Raw genomic sequence first — 17,538 nt, forward strand, 5'->3', positions numbered from 1 at the left:
TACGTTACCATTATCACCGTTATGGGCTACACGCACCGATTCCTCCGCCCTTTTTCCCAGCGGCAGCGGCTTGGGCGAAGATTTTTTCCATATTCATAGAAAAAAGAGGCGGACAATCGCTCCGCCTCTTCCTTCCATCTCCTGTTTTACTGCTGAATGCTAACCTTGCTGCCATCCTGCAGCATCGTGATTCCGGTTACGACAATTTTGTCGCCTTCTGCAAGGCCGCTTGTGACTTCGATCTTGTCGCTGGACGATTTTCCCGTAGTGACTTCTACCTGCTTCGCAATGTCGCCCTCAAGCTTGAACACGTATTGCTTGCCGTCGCGGTCAAAGACTGCTTTGCGCGAGATGACGAGAGCTTTCGCGCCGCTCGCTCCGTCGGATGGGAACGTCACATTGACGACCATGTCGGACTTCAGCTCATTGGATGGGTTCGGGATCGTAATTTCGATCGGATACGCTTTGAGCGCGGAATCCATCACAGGGCTGACTGCCGTTACTTTGGCATCAATCGTTTTTCCAGTCGATTGCACGTTCACTTTCACGACGGTGCCGACTTTGACTTTCGTGATGTCCGCTTCGGACAGGTTCGCTTTTACGAGCAGCGGGTTGGTGTTGACTACTACCACGACTGGCTGCTGCCCTGCCATTTGGCCGACCGCTCCGTTTACGCTGGAGACAAAGCCGTTGATTGGCGAAGTAACGGTCGCGTTCGCCAGTTGCTCACGGGCGTTTTGCAAGCTGACCGCAGCCTGTTTCGCCGAAGCCGCCGACACTTGCACGTTCGCTTTTTGCTGGGCGACCTGCAAGTTTTGCTGCGCGTTGTCATAAGCAGTTTGCGCGTTGGTCAACTGCATGTTCGCCTGCTCCATTTGCTGGGCGGAGATCGCTCCCTGCGTAAACAACTGGTTCATCCGCTGCTGGTTCAGCTTCGCGTCAGCCAAAGCGACTTCCGCCTGCTTCAGTCCGTTGCGCGCTTGAACGAGTCCCTGATCCGAGCTGCTTCCAGCCTGATTCAAGCTCGCCTGGGCCAGCTCGTATGCGGCTTCCGCCTGTTTGACGCTGTTTTGCAAATCTTTTTCATCCAGTTTAAACAGCACCTGGCCTTTTGTCACATACTGTCCGAGCTGCACGGGCAGCGAAGTGATCTTGCCGCCCATTTTCGGAGTGAGCTGTACTTCTTCACTCGGCGCCAGCTTCGCCGTCAGGCCCGACTCTGTCGTGACGGAGCCTGTGGCGACTGTTTCGACCTGGACAGGTGTTGCCGCTTCCACCGTTTCTGCCTGCGGTGTTTCCGCTTGCGGGCTGGAACAACCTGCCACGAGGCTTACGGCCAATACGGCCAGTATGACGGGTTTTATGCTAAGTTTCATGAATGTCCCTCCTCATCCCACAAACGCTTCTTACGATTCCAAAGCGGGAACGGTTTTCTTTTGTTTCTTTTCTTTCCGTTTCATGCGTCTTTCACGACGCTTTTTGCCGATATCGTCAAACCACGAAGTGACGACCGGAACCAAAACAAGGGTAATGAGTGTCGCAAAGCTCAGACCGAAAATAACGGTGATAGCCATTGGTGCCTGTGTCTCTGTACCCGATCCGCCGGAAAAAGCCAGCGGTCCAATCGCGAGGATCGTCGTCAGCGTCGTCATCAGAATCGGACGCAGACGGATTGGTCCGGCATGGAGAATCGCTTCGCGCAGCTCCCAGCCTTTTGCCCGCAACTGGTTCACGTAGTCGATCAGCACGATCGCGTTGTTCACGACCAGACCGATCAGGAGAATGTACCCGATCAATACGGATACGCTGATCGTCGTTCCGGTAACCAAAAGTCCCAGGAGAACCCCTGTAACCGTCGGCGGAACCGAGAACATGATGATGAACGGGCTGTAAAACGACTCGAACTGCGCCGCCATCACCATGTACAAAAGCACAACGGAGAGCAGAATCGCGAGCGCGAGGCTGCCGAACGACTCGGCCATGTCCTGGCTTTGTCCGCCGAACTCGACTTTGTAACCGTCCGGGAGATTCAGGTTGTTCAATTTCGCCGTAATCTCCTGTGTGACGGAATTCAGGTCACGCCCGGCCAGATCACTCGTAACCTTCACTTCGCGCGTCAGGTTGGAGCGGTTGATCGTGAGCGGCACGTCCACTTTGCTGATGGTAGCCACCGAGGACAGCGCGATTTGTGCCCCGCCTGGCGCAGCAATCCGCAGGTTGTTCAAGTAGTTGATGTCTTCTTGATAATTTTCAGGCAGCTTCAGGTTAATGTCAATCTCGTCATCGCCTGTACGATACTTCGTGACCGTTTGCCCCTGGAAGGCCGTCCGGACGCTGGAGAGAATCTGTCCTGTCGACAAGCCGTACAAGCTCGCTTTTTCCGCGTCGACCTTGACTTCAAATTCCTGTCTGGACGCTTCCAGGCTAGTTGTAACGTTGCTCGTGCCGGGTACTTTTTCGACCTCGCCCTTGATGATCGCACTGATGTCTTTGAGGACGGCCAAATCGTCGCCGCGCACATTCAGCTCGATTGGCGAGCCCATGGACATGCCTTCTGCTGCGCTCACCTTGATTTCCGGCCCCGGAATATTTTTCAGCTTCTGCTGCAAGTCTATGGCGATGTCGCTTGAGGAACGTTTGCGCTCTGTCACGTCGACGAGCAGCAGCGTGATCGTTGCCTGGTTGGAGGACAGCGTGCTTGCAATCGGCGAACCGTTGCTGCCGATCGACGTCGCCACAATGTCTTTTTCCGGCACTTGATTCACAATCTCTTCTACTTGCTTGGCGACTTTTTCCGTCTCAGCCAAAACGGTTCCGTTTGGCATCTTAACCGATACAGAAATTTGTCCCTGGTCCATGCTCGGGATGAACTCCGCCCCGATCAGCGGCGTCAGGGCAAGCGAGCCGACCATCATGACGACAGAAGAAAACATGACTGTTTTTCTGTGGCCCAAAGCCCATGCCAGCAGCTTTTGGTAGCCTTTTTCCACTTTGCCAAACCCGATGTTAAACCAAGTAACCGGGTTGATGCCACGATAATTTTCGTGATTCGCATGATTCGGTACTTTCTTCAAAATGCGCGAGCTGAGCATCGGCACCAGCAAAATCGAGAAGACGAGTGCCGCAATATGCGAGTACACGACTGTCAAAGCCAGCGGTCCGAACAGCTCGGAAGCAATCCCTTCCGTCAGGGCAATCGGCAAGAATACGCAAATTTGCGCCAAGGCGGAGGCCATAACGGCCGTTCCAACCTCTTTGGAGCCGTCGAGCGCGGCTTGCATCATGCCTTTTCCTTGCTCCCGCTGGCGGAAGATGTTCTCCAGCATAACGACCGCAAAGTCGATCAATGACCCCAGCCCCAGCGTCAAACCGGAAAGCGAGATCAGGTTGATCGTCTGTCCTGTCATGTACATCAACAGGAAGGTCGCGACGATGGATACAGGCAACACGATAATCGCGATCAGCATCGACTGTAGGCTGCCCAGGAAGAAGAACAGCAGGATGATCCCGACCAGTCCACCGAGCAGCGCGTGCTCCGCTGTTGTGTAGATCGAATCTTTGATGTAGGTCGAAGTGTCAAGCGTCGTAGTGATTTGCACGTGCTCCGGCAAATCCGCCTTGATTTTCTCCAGCTCTGCTTTTACTTCGTCGGCCACCTCGATGGTGTTTCCGCCGGAAGCTTTCGTAATGGAGATACCGAGGCTCGGTTTGCCATTTACGTAGCTGAGCTGCGTAATGTCTTCGAGCGTATCTCTGACTTCGGCAATATCGCTCAGGCGAATGGAGTTGGCCCCTACCGAAATCGGCGTCAGCGCGATTTCCTCCACGTTGGCAAATTCACCCTGGACGCGGATGTTCATCTTGCTGTCCCCTTCACGGACGGAACCGGCGGAGCCAGACAGGTTGCCGCTTGCGAGCGCCTGCTGGATTTGCTCCAGGGACAGTCCGTACGCGGAGAGCTTGGCCGGATCGACGATGACGTCGACGATTCGGTCCTGACCGCCGCTGATGGAAGCAGCCGCGACGCCGTCAATACGCTCCAGTCGCGACTGGATCATGTCTTCCGCGAGCTTTTTCAGCTTGTTGACATCCTGCTCGCCTGTGACGGCAAACTGGATGATCGGCTGGCTGTTCGGATCGATGCGCAATACCCGCGGCGCATGCGCGGAATCAGGGAGCATGCTCCTCACCTGATCGACTTTCTCTCGCATATCGAGAGTGGCCTGATCGAGATCCGTTCCCCAGTTAAACATGAGGATGACCTGCGAGGCCCCTTCAATAGACACGGATGAAATGCTGTCCAGGTTGGAAACCGTACCTAGCGCATTTTCGATCGGTTTTGTCACCAGTTTTTCTACCTCACTGGGTGAGCCCCCGTCCACAGACGTGACGACCACGGCAACCGGAAAATTCAGCTCCGGCATCAAGTCAATCGCCAAGCGAGGCAGGGAGACGAAACCGAAAATCAGCATGGCCACGGTCAGCATAATCATCGTGACCGGGCGTTTAATCGAGAGTTCAGACAGATTCAAATCCACTCACCTCTTCTGGAAAACTTGACATGGCTAATCGTGACACTTTCGGCATTGCCATTTGCCGGAAGCGACAATTAGCCTGTTATTTCTTTCTTTTGGGAGAACAATTGTTGCAGCGCATGAAGAGATGAGATCGCGTGAGGATCTTCCGGCTTCAATTCCCGTTGTTCAGACACGCGCTCCGTTAAGGAAACCCACACGATTCGGCGGTCGGTTTGGTCTCGAAAACGACGCACCAGATTTTCCTGCTCCAGCCTGTTGATTAATCCTGATGTGGTACTGTACGGAAGATCGACAGCCTTGCAAATTTCCCCCATCGTTTTTGAACCGTTGCTGAGCTGTTCCAAAATCAGCACCTGCTGCCAGTTCAGATCAGTGCTGTCCAGTTCCTTTTTGGAAATGGACGCAAACAAGGCACTCGCTTCTTTCAGGAGCTTAGCCAACTGAATCAGTTCTTTCATGAAAGCCTCCCTCACTATCCCACATGACCCATCTACATCTTTTATTAGCCAAGATTTATTCTACCTATAGTCATGAGTAGTGAAGTCTATCAGCAGGTTGATTTCCCGTCAGCGAGGGGTCTATCTGGAGATAGACGACACCCCGTGCTAGAATGAAAGTAAACGAGCATCCGGCCAGAGAAAGAAGGATATCTTTTTGCTGAAACTGAGTATAAAAGCGATTCAAAAACGTTTGCTAATCATCTGGTTCTCCATTTTGATCGTGCTGGCCTTGCTGCCAGATTCGTTCATGCGCGAGACTCCCTTACAGTTTTCTCTTACGATTGTACTATTCTTTTGTTACATTGTGGTATTCTGGATTTCAAAAAGGAACTGGAAGCCGTACCAATTTGAACTAGCTACGGTTATGCTCGGCACCATGGCGCTCTTAAAAAGCGTGTTCGCCGGAGGAGAAGGCTTCGGAATGATGCTCCCGCTCGCCGTCTTTATCGGCTTTTACATCGAAGGACGGCGTGCGCTGGCTTACGCGAGTTTTTTTGGCGCGTGCACCACGTTGTTTTTGTATTTTTACGGCATCCTCCAATTTCCGCATATCATTCCGTTTATCCTGACGTACATCGGCTGCTATATCGGGGCGCGGGGATACCGGATTCAAAGCGAGGCGTACAAAACGAACCAAGCCCATTTGGAGGAGCTGCAACAAGCCCATACCGAGCTGCAGGAAGCGCATTCCCAGCTTCAGGAAGCGGCCTTGCACTCGTTGCAGGTAGCGGTTCTGGAGGAACGGACGCGGATTGCCCGCGACATTCACGACGCGCTGGGTCACAGTCTTACCTCGCTGATTGTCCAGCTTCACGCGCTGAAGTACATGCTGCAGGACGGACCGGAGCACGCGCAGGAAGCCGTGCGCAACATGCTCGGCGTAGCGAAGCAAAGCCTGGAAGAAATCCGCACCTCCGTGCATACGCTCGCCATGGACAAAACATCGCTGGGACTCACTCCGCTGCGCGCTTTGCTGTCGCAGGCGCAAAAGCATACAGGGATCAAGATGGAGCTCATCTCATCCGAGCTGGATATCCCGCTGTCCCAGGAGCTGACGATCACGTTTTACCGGATTTTACAGGAAGCGATTACAAATACGCTGCGCCACTCCAATGCAAAAGAAATTCAGGTCATGATCGAGCAGCGGGAAGGCTCCCTCTACTTCTCGATACAGGACGACGGTGACATCACTCCCCAGGATCAAATCAAGCCTGGGTTTGGACTGACAGGGATTGCCGAGCGCATCAAGCAGTTGAACGGCAGCCTGTCCTATTCGGCAAAAGAACCGCATGGATTCAAACTCGATGTAAGATTGCCGCTGGAACATCTGGAAAAAGAAGGGAGCATACGAACATGACAGACCAAGCCAAAAAAATTCGTGTGGTCCTGGTAGACGACCAAAACATGATTCGCCAAGGGTTGGGCTACGTGATACAAATGCAGCAAGATATGGAGGTCGTCGGAGAAGCCTCTGACGGGGAAGAAGCTGTGGAGCTGGTAGGAAAAATCGTGCCAGACGTAGTGTTGATGGACGTGCAAATGCCGAAAAAGTCGGGGATTGAAGCGACACGGGAGATCATGAACATGCATCCGGCCGTCAAAGTATTGATTCTCACCACCTTTGACAACCACAATTACGTCGTGGAAGGAATCCGCGCAGGCGCTGTCGGCTACATGCTGAAGGACGCCGACTCGCAGGAGATGCTCGACCTGATACGCAGAGCCTCCCAGGGGGAAGCTCTTTTTCATACCGCGACAGCAGCCAAGGCGCTGGCGGAAGCCCTGCAAGTTCAGCGCAGCGTTTCCGAACACGCCTCTGCTCCTTCAGCCCTGCTCGATGAGCTGACAGACCGCGAGCTTGACGTCCTGCAACAGATCGCCTACGGGTATCGAAACGATCAGATAGCGCAAAATTTGTTTATTTCGGAAGGCACGGTAAAAACACACGTGCACCGCATTTTGCAAAAAATGGGCGTCGAGGACCGCACCCAGGCAGTCGCCAAAGCCCTTCGACTCAAAATCGTGAAGTAAGACGAAACATTTTCGTTTCAGCAGGCAGAAGGATAGAGCGAGACACGCGTGCCGTCGTCCTGCAAGCGCCATATCACCAGCCCGTCGTGCAGGCGGGCGGCAGACATGGCTTCCTGGACGGCGGCAATTGCTTTTTCCATGTCGATCACGCAGCAAATGACGGCAAGCTCGTCCCGGCTGTCGTCTCCTCCGTCACTATGCCCGTTTCCGGTCCGGCCGAGACATTCATCGAGCAACGCCTCGATAGCATACCTCATCTCCACATCTGCTTCCGACAGGTGCGGAAAGCTCACCACCAGCTTCTGCCAGTCTTCTTTTGCCAGTTCCGCATAGCCTTTTTCCTTCATTTCTTCCGCCCAGTTTTGCAGCACATGAGTCGGCTTTCCTTCGATTTGCTCAGCCACGATCGCATAGTGGTCGCCGCTCTCGCCTACCTGACCGTAATGGACCGTGTACAGACGGTCTTTTTCGTCATACCACGCTTCCCAGTAGCTCCACCTCTTTTCGTTTTTATGCAACATCCGGATCACTCTACGTTCAACTCCGTTCAGCCTTTTTGTAAATTATTCCACCAAACGACACAGTTTGACAACATCTTACATAGAGATTGATTCGAAAGACTTGCAACCTTTTGAGCTAAAAGGACTTCATACCTACTTAAAACAGATTAACCCGCACAGAACTGCGCCTTTTGGCGTGAAATCCGGATTGGACAGACGCCGCATTTTTCGGAGGAAGGCAACAAAAAAAGACGGATGGTTTGCTCCGTCTTTTTGGATAAGGAAACAGCTTCTATGTGTTTTCCGATACGGAAAGAGGCAGGCGGATTTCAAAGCGCGCTCCATTCAGTCGCGGCGAGTTGTCGGCAAAAATTTCGCCGCCGTGATCTGCAATGATGCGCTGGGTCGTGGACAAGCCAAGTCCTGTCCCCTCCTGCTTGGTCGTAAAAAACGGCACGAACAAATTGTCCAGACAAGCGGTACTCAGTCCCGGCCCGTTGTCCTCGACGACGATGACGACCTGGCTGATGGAGGCGTAGACGGTGACGCGCACCACGCTGCCTTGGGTCAGCAGCGCTTCAAACGCATTTTTCATGATGTTCAGGATCGCCTGCTTGATGCGGGAACGGTAGCCGAACACGTACCATTCGCCAGGGGTGATGTCGAGCTCCAGCTTGATCCCCCTGCGATTGGCTTCTGGCTCCAGTAAACGAATGACCCCAAAAAGCTCGTCCAGCACGAGAAAACGTTCGGAAACGATTTTGTCATCCCTGTACCGGGCCAAAACCAGCACGTCGTTCAACAATCCGTCGATGCGTTCGATCTCCGTCAAAATGACGGAAAAGTAGGACTCGCTGCGCCCCGCCTCTCCCTGCTCGCGCAACAACTGGATGAAGCCTTTGATCGAAGTAAGCGGATTGCGGATTTCATGCGCCATCCCTGCGGCTAGTTGTCCTACAGCCGCCAAAGCTTCCCGCTTGTTCAGCTCTTCCTCGTATCGTTTGCTCTCGGTAATATTTCGAAAAACGGCGATTGCTCCCCACATCTCGCCCATGTAAAAAATCGGACTGGTGCTGACTGTCGTCCATTTTGCACGGTATTCTGCCATGTAATGGCCTGACTGTCCGCGTTCGACGACCCATTGGACGAACCTTTCACTCTCGTGCGGCAAGAAAGCTTCGTCAATGTTCTGTCCGATAATTTGCTCGCGTTTGACGCCAAACAGATGGCACAACGCATGGTTGGCCTCGATAATTTTCAGCGTGCGATCAATCATCAAAACGGCTATGTCGCTCGAATGCAGCACCAGTTGGACCAGCTCCTGCTCGGCAAGCAGGGCGAATTGTTCCCCCTGCGCCCGCTCCAGAGCCGTGCCCGTATGTGGCTGCTGGCTCGGCGGTCGATGCTCCTGGCTGTAGACGCCCACGACTTGGGCAATCAACTGGTCCATCGCCAGAAAAAACGCGTATTGTCCCCGTAAAAGCTCAAGCTGCTCCGCCTCGCTTTGCACCAGCATGGCAGAGTCGTTGTTCATCTGCTCGACAATGCTGTCCCGGCACACCCGCAGGCATTGTACCAGCGTCGCAAGATTCAATCCTTGAAGCAAACACTTGTAAGCGATTTCGTTAATTTCTTGTTCTGCTGCTGTTGGATCATTCTCTTCCACAACTTCCGCCCAGCGAAAGAGCAGTTGGACAAGCAAAGCCTCAGTATGTGCGCGGTCTCCCAGAAGCGAAGCAGAGTGGTCGTGTTTTTCAGAAAGAAAAGAAAACGTTTTGGCCACCGCTGCAGGGGCCAAATGAGTAAGATACTTACTTATTCGATTTTTCAAAACGCTCTGACTCCTTTTCTTCTTCTTGCTTCATTGAGGCCTTCCTTCAAGTATGTATGATAATGATTCTATTATGGACACAAAACCGACATGATGTAAAGAAGAGTGTCCAACAAACAGGTAGATTATCGCCAGCCGATCCCGCTGACGTGAGAGGGTTGCCGCGCATGCCGTCTGCCGGCGATTGTTTGTAGACAACTTTCCTGCCAGAAAGCTAATTGAAACCGCCCTCTTATCTACTTCTATCATATCACGATCATGCATGAGTTTGGCAAAAAAACGTTTATTGTTCAACGATTAAGAAAAAAAGCATTTGCCCAGCAACGACAAATGCTTCCTTTTTCCTATGAGTGAGCTTTCACGATGTAGTTGCGCAAGTCGGATTTGACCGGGCTGTTCTGGTTTGTGCCAGCGTGAGCGCGCTTGAACGCTTCGCTCTGCGTCCAGTTTTGGAACGCCTGTTCATCTGTCCATTTCGTGAAGACGATGTACTCGTCGCCTTCTGTTGGCGCGAGGAAGAGAAACTCCAAAAACCCTGGAACTTCCTTCATCCGCTCGCCACCGCCGCCAAAAGCGCGTTCGAGGTGAGACTGGTAATCGGCAGGAACTTTCAATCGGTTCATTGATACGTACATGCTTGTCCACGTCCTTTTCTAAATGGGTTGCCCTTCCATTATACAACGACGCAGCGAAAAACAAAAAACCGCAGACGCGTCAGTCACGTCTGCGGTTGATCTGCTGCTCCAGCATAATATCCATCAACAAAGTGTCCTGCAACGGGTCTTTTGGATCAACCGTCAGCAAAGCCGCGACAGCCGCCATGGCGCAGCGCACGGACTGGTACGAGTAAAAAGCGTCGCGCTCCGTCTCGCTGAACAAGGAAAGGTCCGAGCGCTCCTGGACCGGATAAGGAAAATCGGTTTCCACGCCTGCCCGATCCAGCACGATCAGCGCCTGCTTGATCGCAAGTAGTGCCGCGCTGACGCTGAGCCCGTACTCCTGGCGCAAGTCATCCCATACTTGGAAAGCGGACCGCTCCACTCTCTCCTGATTCGGCCGTGTGATGATTCCCGATTTCCGCCCTTCCTTCAAAAGCCAGTCGACGAAGATGTCGTGGCGCGGTGGAAACGCATACACTTGCAGCTTCATTTCGAGTTCCGTCGGAAAATCTTTGGCGAAGCGCGCATGAGCCAAAGCCATCTCGTAGCGCCGGGATGGATGCCCGGGCACCGTCACAAAAACGGTATCCTGGCGAACAGCGGCAATCTGCAGCTTCGTCCTCGCCGGAATCCGGCCCTGGGGCGCTTTTTCCCGGCGGATGTTGCCCGGAATCAACTCCGTTCCGAACTGGTGATACTCCAGGGGAGAATCAATCCACGGAATCGGTTCGCGGGTTTGAATCTCGTACAGCCCGTTAAAAGTCACCCATTCGCCCGGACGTCGCTGACTGCGAATCAGGACAGCATGGACTTCTTTTTCCGGCGGCAATTCGGTATCCTGATCGTCCGGAGGCGGCTGGAGCCGCTTGTGCTCGATCAGGATGCAGTCGTTCAAGTACAGTCGCTCAAGCAACTCCCGTTTGCTGACCCATTCGTATCCGATCCGGTAAATCCGATTTTTCATCGGTTCCACCTCCTTTTGGTCGCCAGTATCGGTTTCCTTCGTGAATGAGTAATGTTACCCTACCATATGTATTCGTCTCTTTGTCCGTGCTAGATCGAGCGTACAATCCGCAGCAAGTCTGCCGCCGCTTTCCTGGGCGAGTCGGCCCGGCTGATCGCGCTGATGACAGCGACGCCATCGGCTCCCGCGCGTAGCACCTGCTCTGCATTCTCAAGCGTGATCCCGCCGATGCCCACGATCGGCAAGTCGCTGCCGACAGCCTCCCGGATGGCGCGCAGTCCCTCAGGTCCAATCGGCTCGCCCGCATCTGCCTTCGACGAAGTGGCGAACATCGCTCCTACCCCGATGCAGTCTGCACCACCGCTTTTGGCGGCGAGCGCTTCCTCCACCGTCCCTGCGGACACGCCGATGTACATGGCTTCGCCTACTTTTGCTCTCACCTCGGCCAACTGCATGTCATCCTGTCCGACGTGTACCCCGTCCGCTTGCAGCCGAACAGCCAGTTCCACATCGTCGTTGACGAAAAACAGCGCTTGCGCTTCGCGGCAAAGCTGCTGAAGCTGCCGTCCCAGCTCGTGGCGCTCCTCGGAAGTCAGCTTGCTGCCTTTGTCGCGCAACTGCAACGTACCGACTCCGCCCGCAAGCGCCTCGCGCGCGATTTCGATTGTCTTCTCGCTGGAAAATCCGCAATCCTGGGTGCCGATCACCAAATAAACGCCCATCTTTTCCCGAAGTGTTTGCCTGTCGTTCATTTTTCATTCCCCTCCCAACGATCCAATGCCTCGCGATAAGCCATAGCCACTGCCTTCGCATCTGCCGCATTGGTAATTCCCGATAGTACGGCAACGCCTGCGCAGCCTGCGGCGAGTACCTCAGCAGTCCGCTCCGGCGTAATCCCGCCAAGCCCGATCACGGGAACCGTCCACCTGGCCGTTATTTTCATCAGCTCGCCCGTCCCTCTGGGCGCGAGATTCGGCTTCGAGCCGCTTGGAAAAATGTGTCCGTACATCAAATAGTCTGCCCCTGCTGTCACCGCCTGTTCGGCTTCCGCGAAGGAATGGACAGAGCAACCTACTTTTTGTTCCCGCCGCAACACTTGCCGCGCGTCGCTGACCTCCAGACTGTGGTACGCCAGATGGGCGCCTGCACAGCCGGACGCGGCACTCACATCGACCCGATCGTTGACCAGCAGGCTTGCGAGCGGAACCACATTCGCCAAAGCCCGAACCCAGTCCATGCATTCCCTGGCGGTTCGCTGCTTTTCGCGAATATGCAGGTAATCCATCCCTCCGGCATAGGCCGCCTCGGCCATCCGCAGCACCTCTTCGAGCGTTTGCCTGCCGCTCGTAATGACGTGAAGCTCCCGGCTAGTGCGCATCTGCTTTGGCATCGGCACTGGCACCGCCTCCGGACAACGCCGTCAAGCATTCCTGCAGCCATCGCGTCGTCTTGTCGTCGTTGCCGGCAGGCGCTTGCGCGAGCAGCTCCACGACTAGCCTCCGCACGAAAAACGCTTGCTGCACCGTCAGTGGAAAGGTAATCGTTTTTGGCTTGATCTCTTGCTTCTCCAGCGTCTCCACTCCGGCCAAAAGCATATCCCCGATGGATTCGACCAGCTCGCGAAGCTGCTCGTTTTGCTTCAACTCGTCGTAGCATCCGTCGTAGAGTCGGCACAAAATCAAAAACGCCTGTGACGACATGGTCACCGGCTGTACGTCATGCAACGGTTCCGTCATACTGTTTTCCCCTCCACTCGCTTGAAAAACAAAACCTATTATAACACAACTCGTCCGGAATCGAACCATTTGCTGTGCGGGCCAGGCTGGTGAAAAGCAGAAAAAAACCGCTGAAAGCTCAGCGGTCTTTGGCGGTACCTTCGTTACGGTCATTGTGGTGGGATTGGCGCAGGTTCGTGTTCTGATCGTTGTGATCGAGCGTTTTCCCGCGGTTTTTCCCCAAGTCTTTGCTGTTGTTGTTTTTGCCCAACGGATTCACCTCCTGTGGTCATCACACACAGGATAGCGTAACCAATTTGGCACGGTTTATTAGTGAACGGTCTGGTGCCGGGTCCGCTTCCACAGCGCATGGACCAGCGCAAAGGGCAGACGCCAGCCAAGCAGAAAGGCCAGAGTCACGAAGTAGGTCACGCCGGCAAAAATGAGCGTGATCGGCACGCCCGTCCACCAGGAGCGGATCAATAGGCCAATCGGAGCCGCCAGCGTCCACGTGAACAGCATCGTGAGCAACTGCCGTCCCCAGGACGAGTAGGCGCGCTCCGCATAGGTGCGAAAAACGAGGATGGCGATGATCCAGCCGATCAAAAACGGAGCCAGCGTCTCGCCTATTCCGAGAAACGTGACTGGCAAGTTGTGGGCCAGCTTTCCATAGTAGACAAACAGCAAAAAGGCGAGCAGATCCCCGGCGAGCAGGACGCAGCCGGTTGGCAAGATGCGGAGTCTCATGTACACCCTCTTTTCTAAGCGCAACTAGAGGTATTCCTCAAGGTTCATCCCTATTGTACACATGCAGCTTTGGACCTACAATCGCCCCGCCCCTTTATTCACCAAACAGCAACATTTCCAGCCGTTGCTTCACCTCCGGCCACTCCCTGTCGAGGATGCTGAAATAAACCGAATCGCGAATGTATCCGTCCCGCATCACCATATGATTGCGAAGCACGCCCTCGCGGATGCCGCCGATGCGGGCGATGGCGCGCTGGGAGTTGAGATTGCGCGCATCGGTTTTCAACTGGACGCGAATGCAGCCAAGTTCTTCGAAGCAGTGGCGCAGCAAAAGCCATTTGCACTCAGTGTTGACAGCCGTTTTCCAGACGGCGGGGGTCAGCCACGTAAAACCGATTTCCAGTCCGCGATCTTTGCGGGAAATGGCGAGAAACCTCGTGCTGCCGATGACCTGCCCGTCCGCGCGGCTGACGATGGCAAAGGGCAGCTCGGTTTGCTCCGCCTCGTTTTTCAGCGCCTGCTCGATAAAAGCTTGCGCGTCTTCGCGCGTCTGAATCTCCACCGACATGTACGACCAGATTGGCGGAAAGGCCCCCGCAGCAAAAATTCCGTCCACATGCGCCGGGCGCAGCGGCTCCAGTCTGACCCGCTTTCCTTCCAATGTGACAGGCTCGATTGTTCGCATCTTCGTCTCTCCTCTGCTGTACTGCCCGGCTGTCCGGGCAGTACAGTTTCCCGAAATTTTTCCTATGATAAGGGGGGAGGAAGCCGTTGTCAAGAAGCGATAGGAAGCTTTGCGACAAACGAGCCGGCAGACGAACAGCTTGCGGACGGATCCCCTGCTGTATGCCTGAAGGAAAATCAGGCTTCTTCGTTAATCACGACTTGTTTTCCTCGCCGCTTCAACAGCAGCGGCACGACGAGCCAGGCCAGCGCGCACAGCAGAAAGACGGCGGACAGCGGCTTCGTGTAAAAAATCGAGAAGTCGCCGTTGGATGTCGTCAGCGCGCGGCGCATGTTGTTTTCGATCATCGGGCCGAGCACCAGCCCCAGTACGAGCGGGGCGAGCGGAAAGTCGTTTTTGCTCAAAAAGTAGCCGAGAATGCCGCAACTGACGAGCAGGATGAGGTCGAACGTGCTGATCTGTACCGCGTAGACGCCGAAAACAGAGATGGCGATAATCATCGGAATCAAAAAATGCGGCGGCGTCTCAATAATTTTGGCAAACACTTTGACCAACGGCATGTTCAGCACGAGCAGCATCAGATTTCCGATGAACATGCTCGCGATCAGTCCCCAGGCGATTTGCGGATGATCGCTGAACAACAGCGGCCCCGGCTGGACGTTGTACATGAGCAGTGCCCCCATCAAGATCGCGGTCGTCCCCGATCCCGGGATTCCGAGCGTCAACAGCGGGATCATTGCCCCTCCGGAGGCGGCATTGTTCGCGGATTCCGGGGCGGCTACTCCGGCGATCTCGCCTTTTCCGAAGCGCTCCGGGTGCTTGCTCCATTTTTTCTCCAAAATATAAGAAAAGAAAGAGGCCAGCGTCGCGCCTGCTCCCGGCAGCACGCCGATGAAAAAGCCGAGCAAAGAACCGCGCGCGATCGGAGCGGCACTCTCCTTGAGGTCTTGCTTCGTCGGGAGAATCCGGCCGACCTTGATAATTTCCTGCGAGGACTGGTCGTTTTCCAGAATCGTTTTGAAAACCTCTCCTAGCGCGAACAGGCCGACCGCGATGGTCAGAAACTCCAGCCCTTGATACAGGTCGGGGATGTCGTAGGTGAAGCGGGCGACTCCCGATACGTTGTCGATGCCAATCGTGGCCAGCAAAAGCCCAAGGACGGTCATCAGCAGCGCCTTGGTCATTGACTTGCCGCCAAGCCCGCTCACGGCGCACAGGCCGAGCAGCATGAGCGAAAAATACTCGGCCGGACCGAACTGCAGCGCGAGGTCAGAGAGCGGATCGGCGAGAAAGACGAGCGCGACCAGCGCCACGATCCCGGCCACAAACGAGCCGATGGCCGCAATCGACAGCGCCGCTCCCGCCCGTCCCTGCCGCGCGAGCTGATACCCGTCCAAGGTCGTGACGACCGAAGACGATTCGCCTGGCGTGTTCAGCAAAATCGACGTGGTGGAACCGCCGTACATCGCGCCGTAGTACACGCCTGCCAGCAAAATCAGGGCGCTCGCCGCGGCCATCTCCGGCGGCAAGCCCGCCGTCAAGGAAGCTGTGACCGGCATCAGCAGCGCCACTCCGCTCATCGGCCCGATGCCCGGCAGCACGCCGACAGCCGTCCCGATCAGCACCCCGATAAACGCGTAAAGCAAGTTATGCCATTGAAAAGCGATGAGAAATCCATCGGCCAAATAGTCCAGCGCACTCATTCCGATCCCTCCCTAGACGCCGAGCCAGGTTGGAAGTCCTGGAAGCGTTCCTTTCAGCAATTGCACGTACACCACGTAGACGCCGACGGAAAACAGCAAGGAGACAACCGCCGATTGCAGTTGGCTTTTGCTGCCCATGACCAGAAACGTGACGTAAAGAAACAGGGCGGTAGCGATCACATACCCGATTGGCTCCAAAAGCAGGACATACAGCACCGTCGCCACGAGCATCAGGAGAAACCGTTTGTACAAAAGTTTTTCGGGCGCTTCTGCCACGGCACGGTTTTTCGCCTGGAATGTCTCCCAAAACAGGCGCAGGCTGAGCAGGACAAGCAAGATGCCCAAGCCGAACGGAAACATGTTCGGCCCGACCTGGCTGCCGTATGCACTGGTCGATATATGCTGGCTCTCCGCGATGAAAAAAGCGCCCACTAGCGCAAAAGCGATACTGCCGTACCGATCAAACCTTGCGTTCATACGTACCTCCTTTTTCGATAAGGGAGTTGCAGACGCGTCTTTCTCTCCACCAGGAAAAGCGGACGCGCGCCGCAAAAAGCGGGGCAAAAAAAGGAGAGGAGTGCCCTCTCCCTATTTCGCCATGCCAAGCGAGGTCAACAGCTCTTTTACTAGCTGATCCTGCTCCTCCAAAAACGCCGTGAAGGTCGCCGCGTCCTTGTACTCGCTCTCCCAGCCGTTTGCGGCAAGCTCCTGCTTCCACGCTTCGCTCTCCGACAACTCTTTCAGCTTGGTATCCCAATACGCTTTGGCATCCGCAGGCATGTCAGCCGGGCCGAATACGCCGCGCCAGATCGTAAACGTCGCATCAATTCCTTGTTCTTTCAAGGTCGGGACGTCCTTCAGCTCTCCGCCCATTCGCTCTTCCGACGTGACGCCGAGCACGCGAACCTTGCCTGCCTTCACATATTCTCCTACGCCGGAGGCATCGGTCGCGATCATGTCGGCATTGCCGCCGAGCAAGGCCGCAATCGCTTCTCCGCCGCCGTCGTAGGAGACGTACTTGACCGTTTTCGGGTCCATGCCGTATTTGGCGGCGGGCAACACGCTGACGAGGTGATCCATCGAACCCGGAGCCGAACCGCCTGCGAGCGTCATTTTCGTCGGGTCTTTTTTCAGCTCGTCCAAAAAGCTTTTCATATCCTTGTACGGCGAATCTGCTCGCACGACCAGGGCGCCAAAGTCTTTCGTCATTTGCGCCAGTGGCGTCACATGCTGGAAACCGAACGGACTGTTCCCCTCTTTTTTGTTATGGTTGATGAGAATCGGCGGAGAGCTGACGAACAGCTTGTAAGGGTTGCCTTTGTCTTTGCTGACGTATTCCGCCATGAAGACGGTCCCGCCGCCGCCTGGCTTGTTTTCTACCGTAATCGCTTCGGTCACCAGCTTGCTCTCGTTCAATACTTTGCCGAGCGAGCGGGCTGTCTTGTCCCAGCCGCCGCCTGCCCCGGATGGAGCTACGAACACGATCGGCTTTTCCGGATAGTTGGATGCAGTAGGCACAGGCTGCGCGCCCGAGCCGGACGAGCCGCTGTTCGCCCCGCCACAGGCGGCCAGCGCGAGCGTAAAGAAAGCAGACAAAGTAATGAGCATGCATCTTTTCTTTTTCAAACAAAAATCCCCCTCGAACCCGTCGTTTTTGTAAGCGTT

The 17,538-nt window shown here is 55.0% G+C and carries 18 protein-coding genes; 2 read left to right on the plus strand and 16 right to left on the minus strand.

What is annotated here, in order from left to right:
• Positions 1-146: 146 nt before the first annotated feature.
• The 3 genes from AC27IT_RS01415 to AC27IT_RS01425 all read right to left on the minus strand — a co-directional run bounded on the left by AC27IT_RS01415 (position 147) and on the right by AC27IT_RS01425 (position 4,996).
• On the minus strand, positions 147-1,376 hold the full coding sequence (locus AC27IT_RS01415) for an efflux RND transporter periplasmic adaptor subunit (protein ID WP_283857855.1): 1,230 nt from the start codon (positions 1,374-1,376) through the stop codon (positions 147-149).
• Positions 1,377-1,406: 30 nt separating this feature from the next.
• The gene (locus AC27IT_RS01420; RefSeq protein ID WP_005830941.1) at positions 1,407-4,532 is read right to left on the minus strand and encodes an efflux RND transporter permease subunit; all 3,126 of its coding nucleotides are present in this window, start codon (positions 4,530-4,532) and stop codon (positions 1,407-1,409) included.
• A 77-nt stretch (positions 4,533-4,609) separates the two neighbouring features.
• Positions 4,610-4,996, minus strand: coding sequence for a MarR family winged helix-turn-helix transcriptional regulator (locus tag AC27IT_RS01425; protein ID WP_005830943.1), 387 nt, complete (start codon positions 4,994-4,996; stop codon positions 4,610-4,612).
• Between the two features lie 196 nt (positions 4,997-5,192).
• Between AC27IT_RS01425 and AC27IT_RS01430 the strand changes: the two genes are divergently transcribed.
• The gene (locus AC27IT_RS01430; protein WP_007783941.1) at positions 5,193-6,395 is read left to right on the plus strand and encodes a sensor histidine kinase; all 1,203 of its coding nucleotides are present in this window, start codon (positions 5,193-5,195) and stop codon (positions 6,393-6,395) included.
• On the plus strand, positions 6,392-7,069 hold the full coding sequence (locus AC27IT_RS01435) for a response regulator transcription factor (RefSeq protein WP_007783939.1): 678 nt from the start codon (positions 6,392-6,394) through the stop codon (positions 7,067-7,069). The genes AC27IT_RS01430 and AC27IT_RS01435 overlap by 4 nt, the downstream gene beginning before the upstream one ends.
• 17 nt (positions 7,070-7,086) lie before the next feature.
• Here the strand turns inward: AC27IT_RS01435 and AC27IT_RS01440 are convergent, their stop codons facing one another.
• From AC27IT_RS01440 to AC27IT_RS01500, 13 genes are all read right to left on the minus strand, one after another.
• Entirely contained in the window at positions 7,087-7,590 is a 504-nt protein-coding gene (locus AC27IT_RS01440) for a hypothetical protein (protein WP_206699193.1), read from the minus strand.
• A 271-nt stretch (positions 7,591-7,861) separates the two neighbouring features.
• Positions 7,862-9,400 carry a two-component system sensor histidine kinase NtrB gene (locus tag AC27IT_RS01445; protein ID WP_025845899.1) on the minus strand — a complete coding sequence of 513 codons (1,539 nt, stop codon included), beginning with the start codon at positions 9,398-9,400 and terminating at the stop codon, positions 7,862-7,864.
• Between the two features lie 344 nt (positions 9,401-9,744).
• Positions 9,745-10,035, minus strand: a complete 291-nt coding sequence (locus AC27IT_RS01450) for an antibiotic biosynthesis monooxygenase family protein (RefSeq protein WP_005830951.1) — start codon at positions 10,033-10,035, stop codon at positions 9,745-9,747.
• A 79-nt stretch (positions 10,036-10,114) separates the two neighbouring features.
• Positions 10,115-11,023, minus strand: a complete 909-nt coding sequence (locus AC27IT_RS01455; protein ID WP_005830953.1) for a hypothetical protein — start codon at positions 11,021-11,023, stop codon at positions 10,115-10,117.
• Positions 11,024-11,112: 89 nt separating this feature from the next.
• Positions 11,113-11,775 (minus strand): thiamine phosphate synthase, encoded by a 663-nt coding sequence (thiE, locus tag AC27IT_RS01460; protein ID WP_005830956.1) that lies wholly within the window; start codon positions 11,773-11,775, stop codon positions 11,113-11,115.
• Positions 11,772-12,413: a thiamine phosphate synthase gene (locus AC27IT_RS01465; RefSeq protein ID WP_487091576.1), complete on the minus strand. Its 642-nt coding sequence runs from the start codon at positions 12,411-12,413 to the stop codon at positions 11,772-11,774. Before AC27IT_RS01465 ends, thiE begins: the two co-directional genes overlap by 4 nt.
• Positions 12,391-12,759, minus strand: a complete 369-nt coding sequence (locus AC27IT_RS01470) for a hypothetical protein (protein ID WP_007783929.1) — start codon at positions 12,757-12,759, stop codon at positions 12,391-12,393. The genes AC27IT_RS01465 and AC27IT_RS01470 overlap by 23 nt, the downstream gene beginning before the upstream one ends.
• 118 nt (positions 12,760-12,877) lie before the next feature.
• Positions 12,878-13,009, minus strand: a complete 132-nt coding sequence (locus tag AC27IT_RS01475) for a hypothetical protein (RefSeq protein WP_255320463.1) — start codon at positions 13,007-13,009, stop codon at positions 12,878-12,880.
• 59 nt (positions 13,010-13,068) lie between these two features.
• Positions 13,069-13,485, minus strand: coding sequence for a DUF3054 domain-containing protein (locus AC27IT_RS01480; protein ID WP_007783927.1), 417 nt, complete (start codon positions 13,483-13,485; stop codon positions 13,069-13,071).
• 94 nt (positions 13,486-13,579) lie between these two features.
• The gene (locus AC27IT_RS01485) at positions 13,580-14,170 is read right to left on the minus strand and encodes a GNAT family N-acetyltransferase (protein WP_025845911.1); all 591 of its coding nucleotides are present in this window, start codon (positions 14,168-14,170) and stop codon (positions 13,580-13,582) included.
• A gap of 176 nt (positions 14,171-14,346) precedes the next feature.
• Positions 14,347-15,873: a tripartite tricarboxylate transporter permease gene (locus AC27IT_RS01490; RefSeq protein ID WP_005830966.1), complete on the minus strand. Its 1,527-nt coding sequence runs from the start codon at positions 15,871-15,873 to the stop codon at positions 14,347-14,349.
• A gap of 12 nt (positions 15,874-15,885) precedes the next feature.
• On the minus strand, positions 15,886-16,350 hold the full coding sequence (locus AC27IT_RS01495) for a tripartite tricarboxylate transporter TctB family protein (protein ID WP_005830968.1): 465 nt from the start codon (positions 16,348-16,350) through the stop codon (positions 15,886-15,888).
• Positions 16,351-16,461: 111 nt separating this feature from the next.
• Positions 16,462-17,499, minus strand: a complete 1,038-nt coding sequence (locus tag AC27IT_RS01500; protein WP_412677619.1) for a tripartite tricarboxylate transporter substrate binding protein — start codon at positions 17,497-17,499, stop codon at positions 16,462-16,464.
• Between the last annotated feature and the right edge of the window lie 39 nt (positions 17,500-17,538).

The organism is Brevibacillus sp. YAE8 (assembly GCF_057543335.1).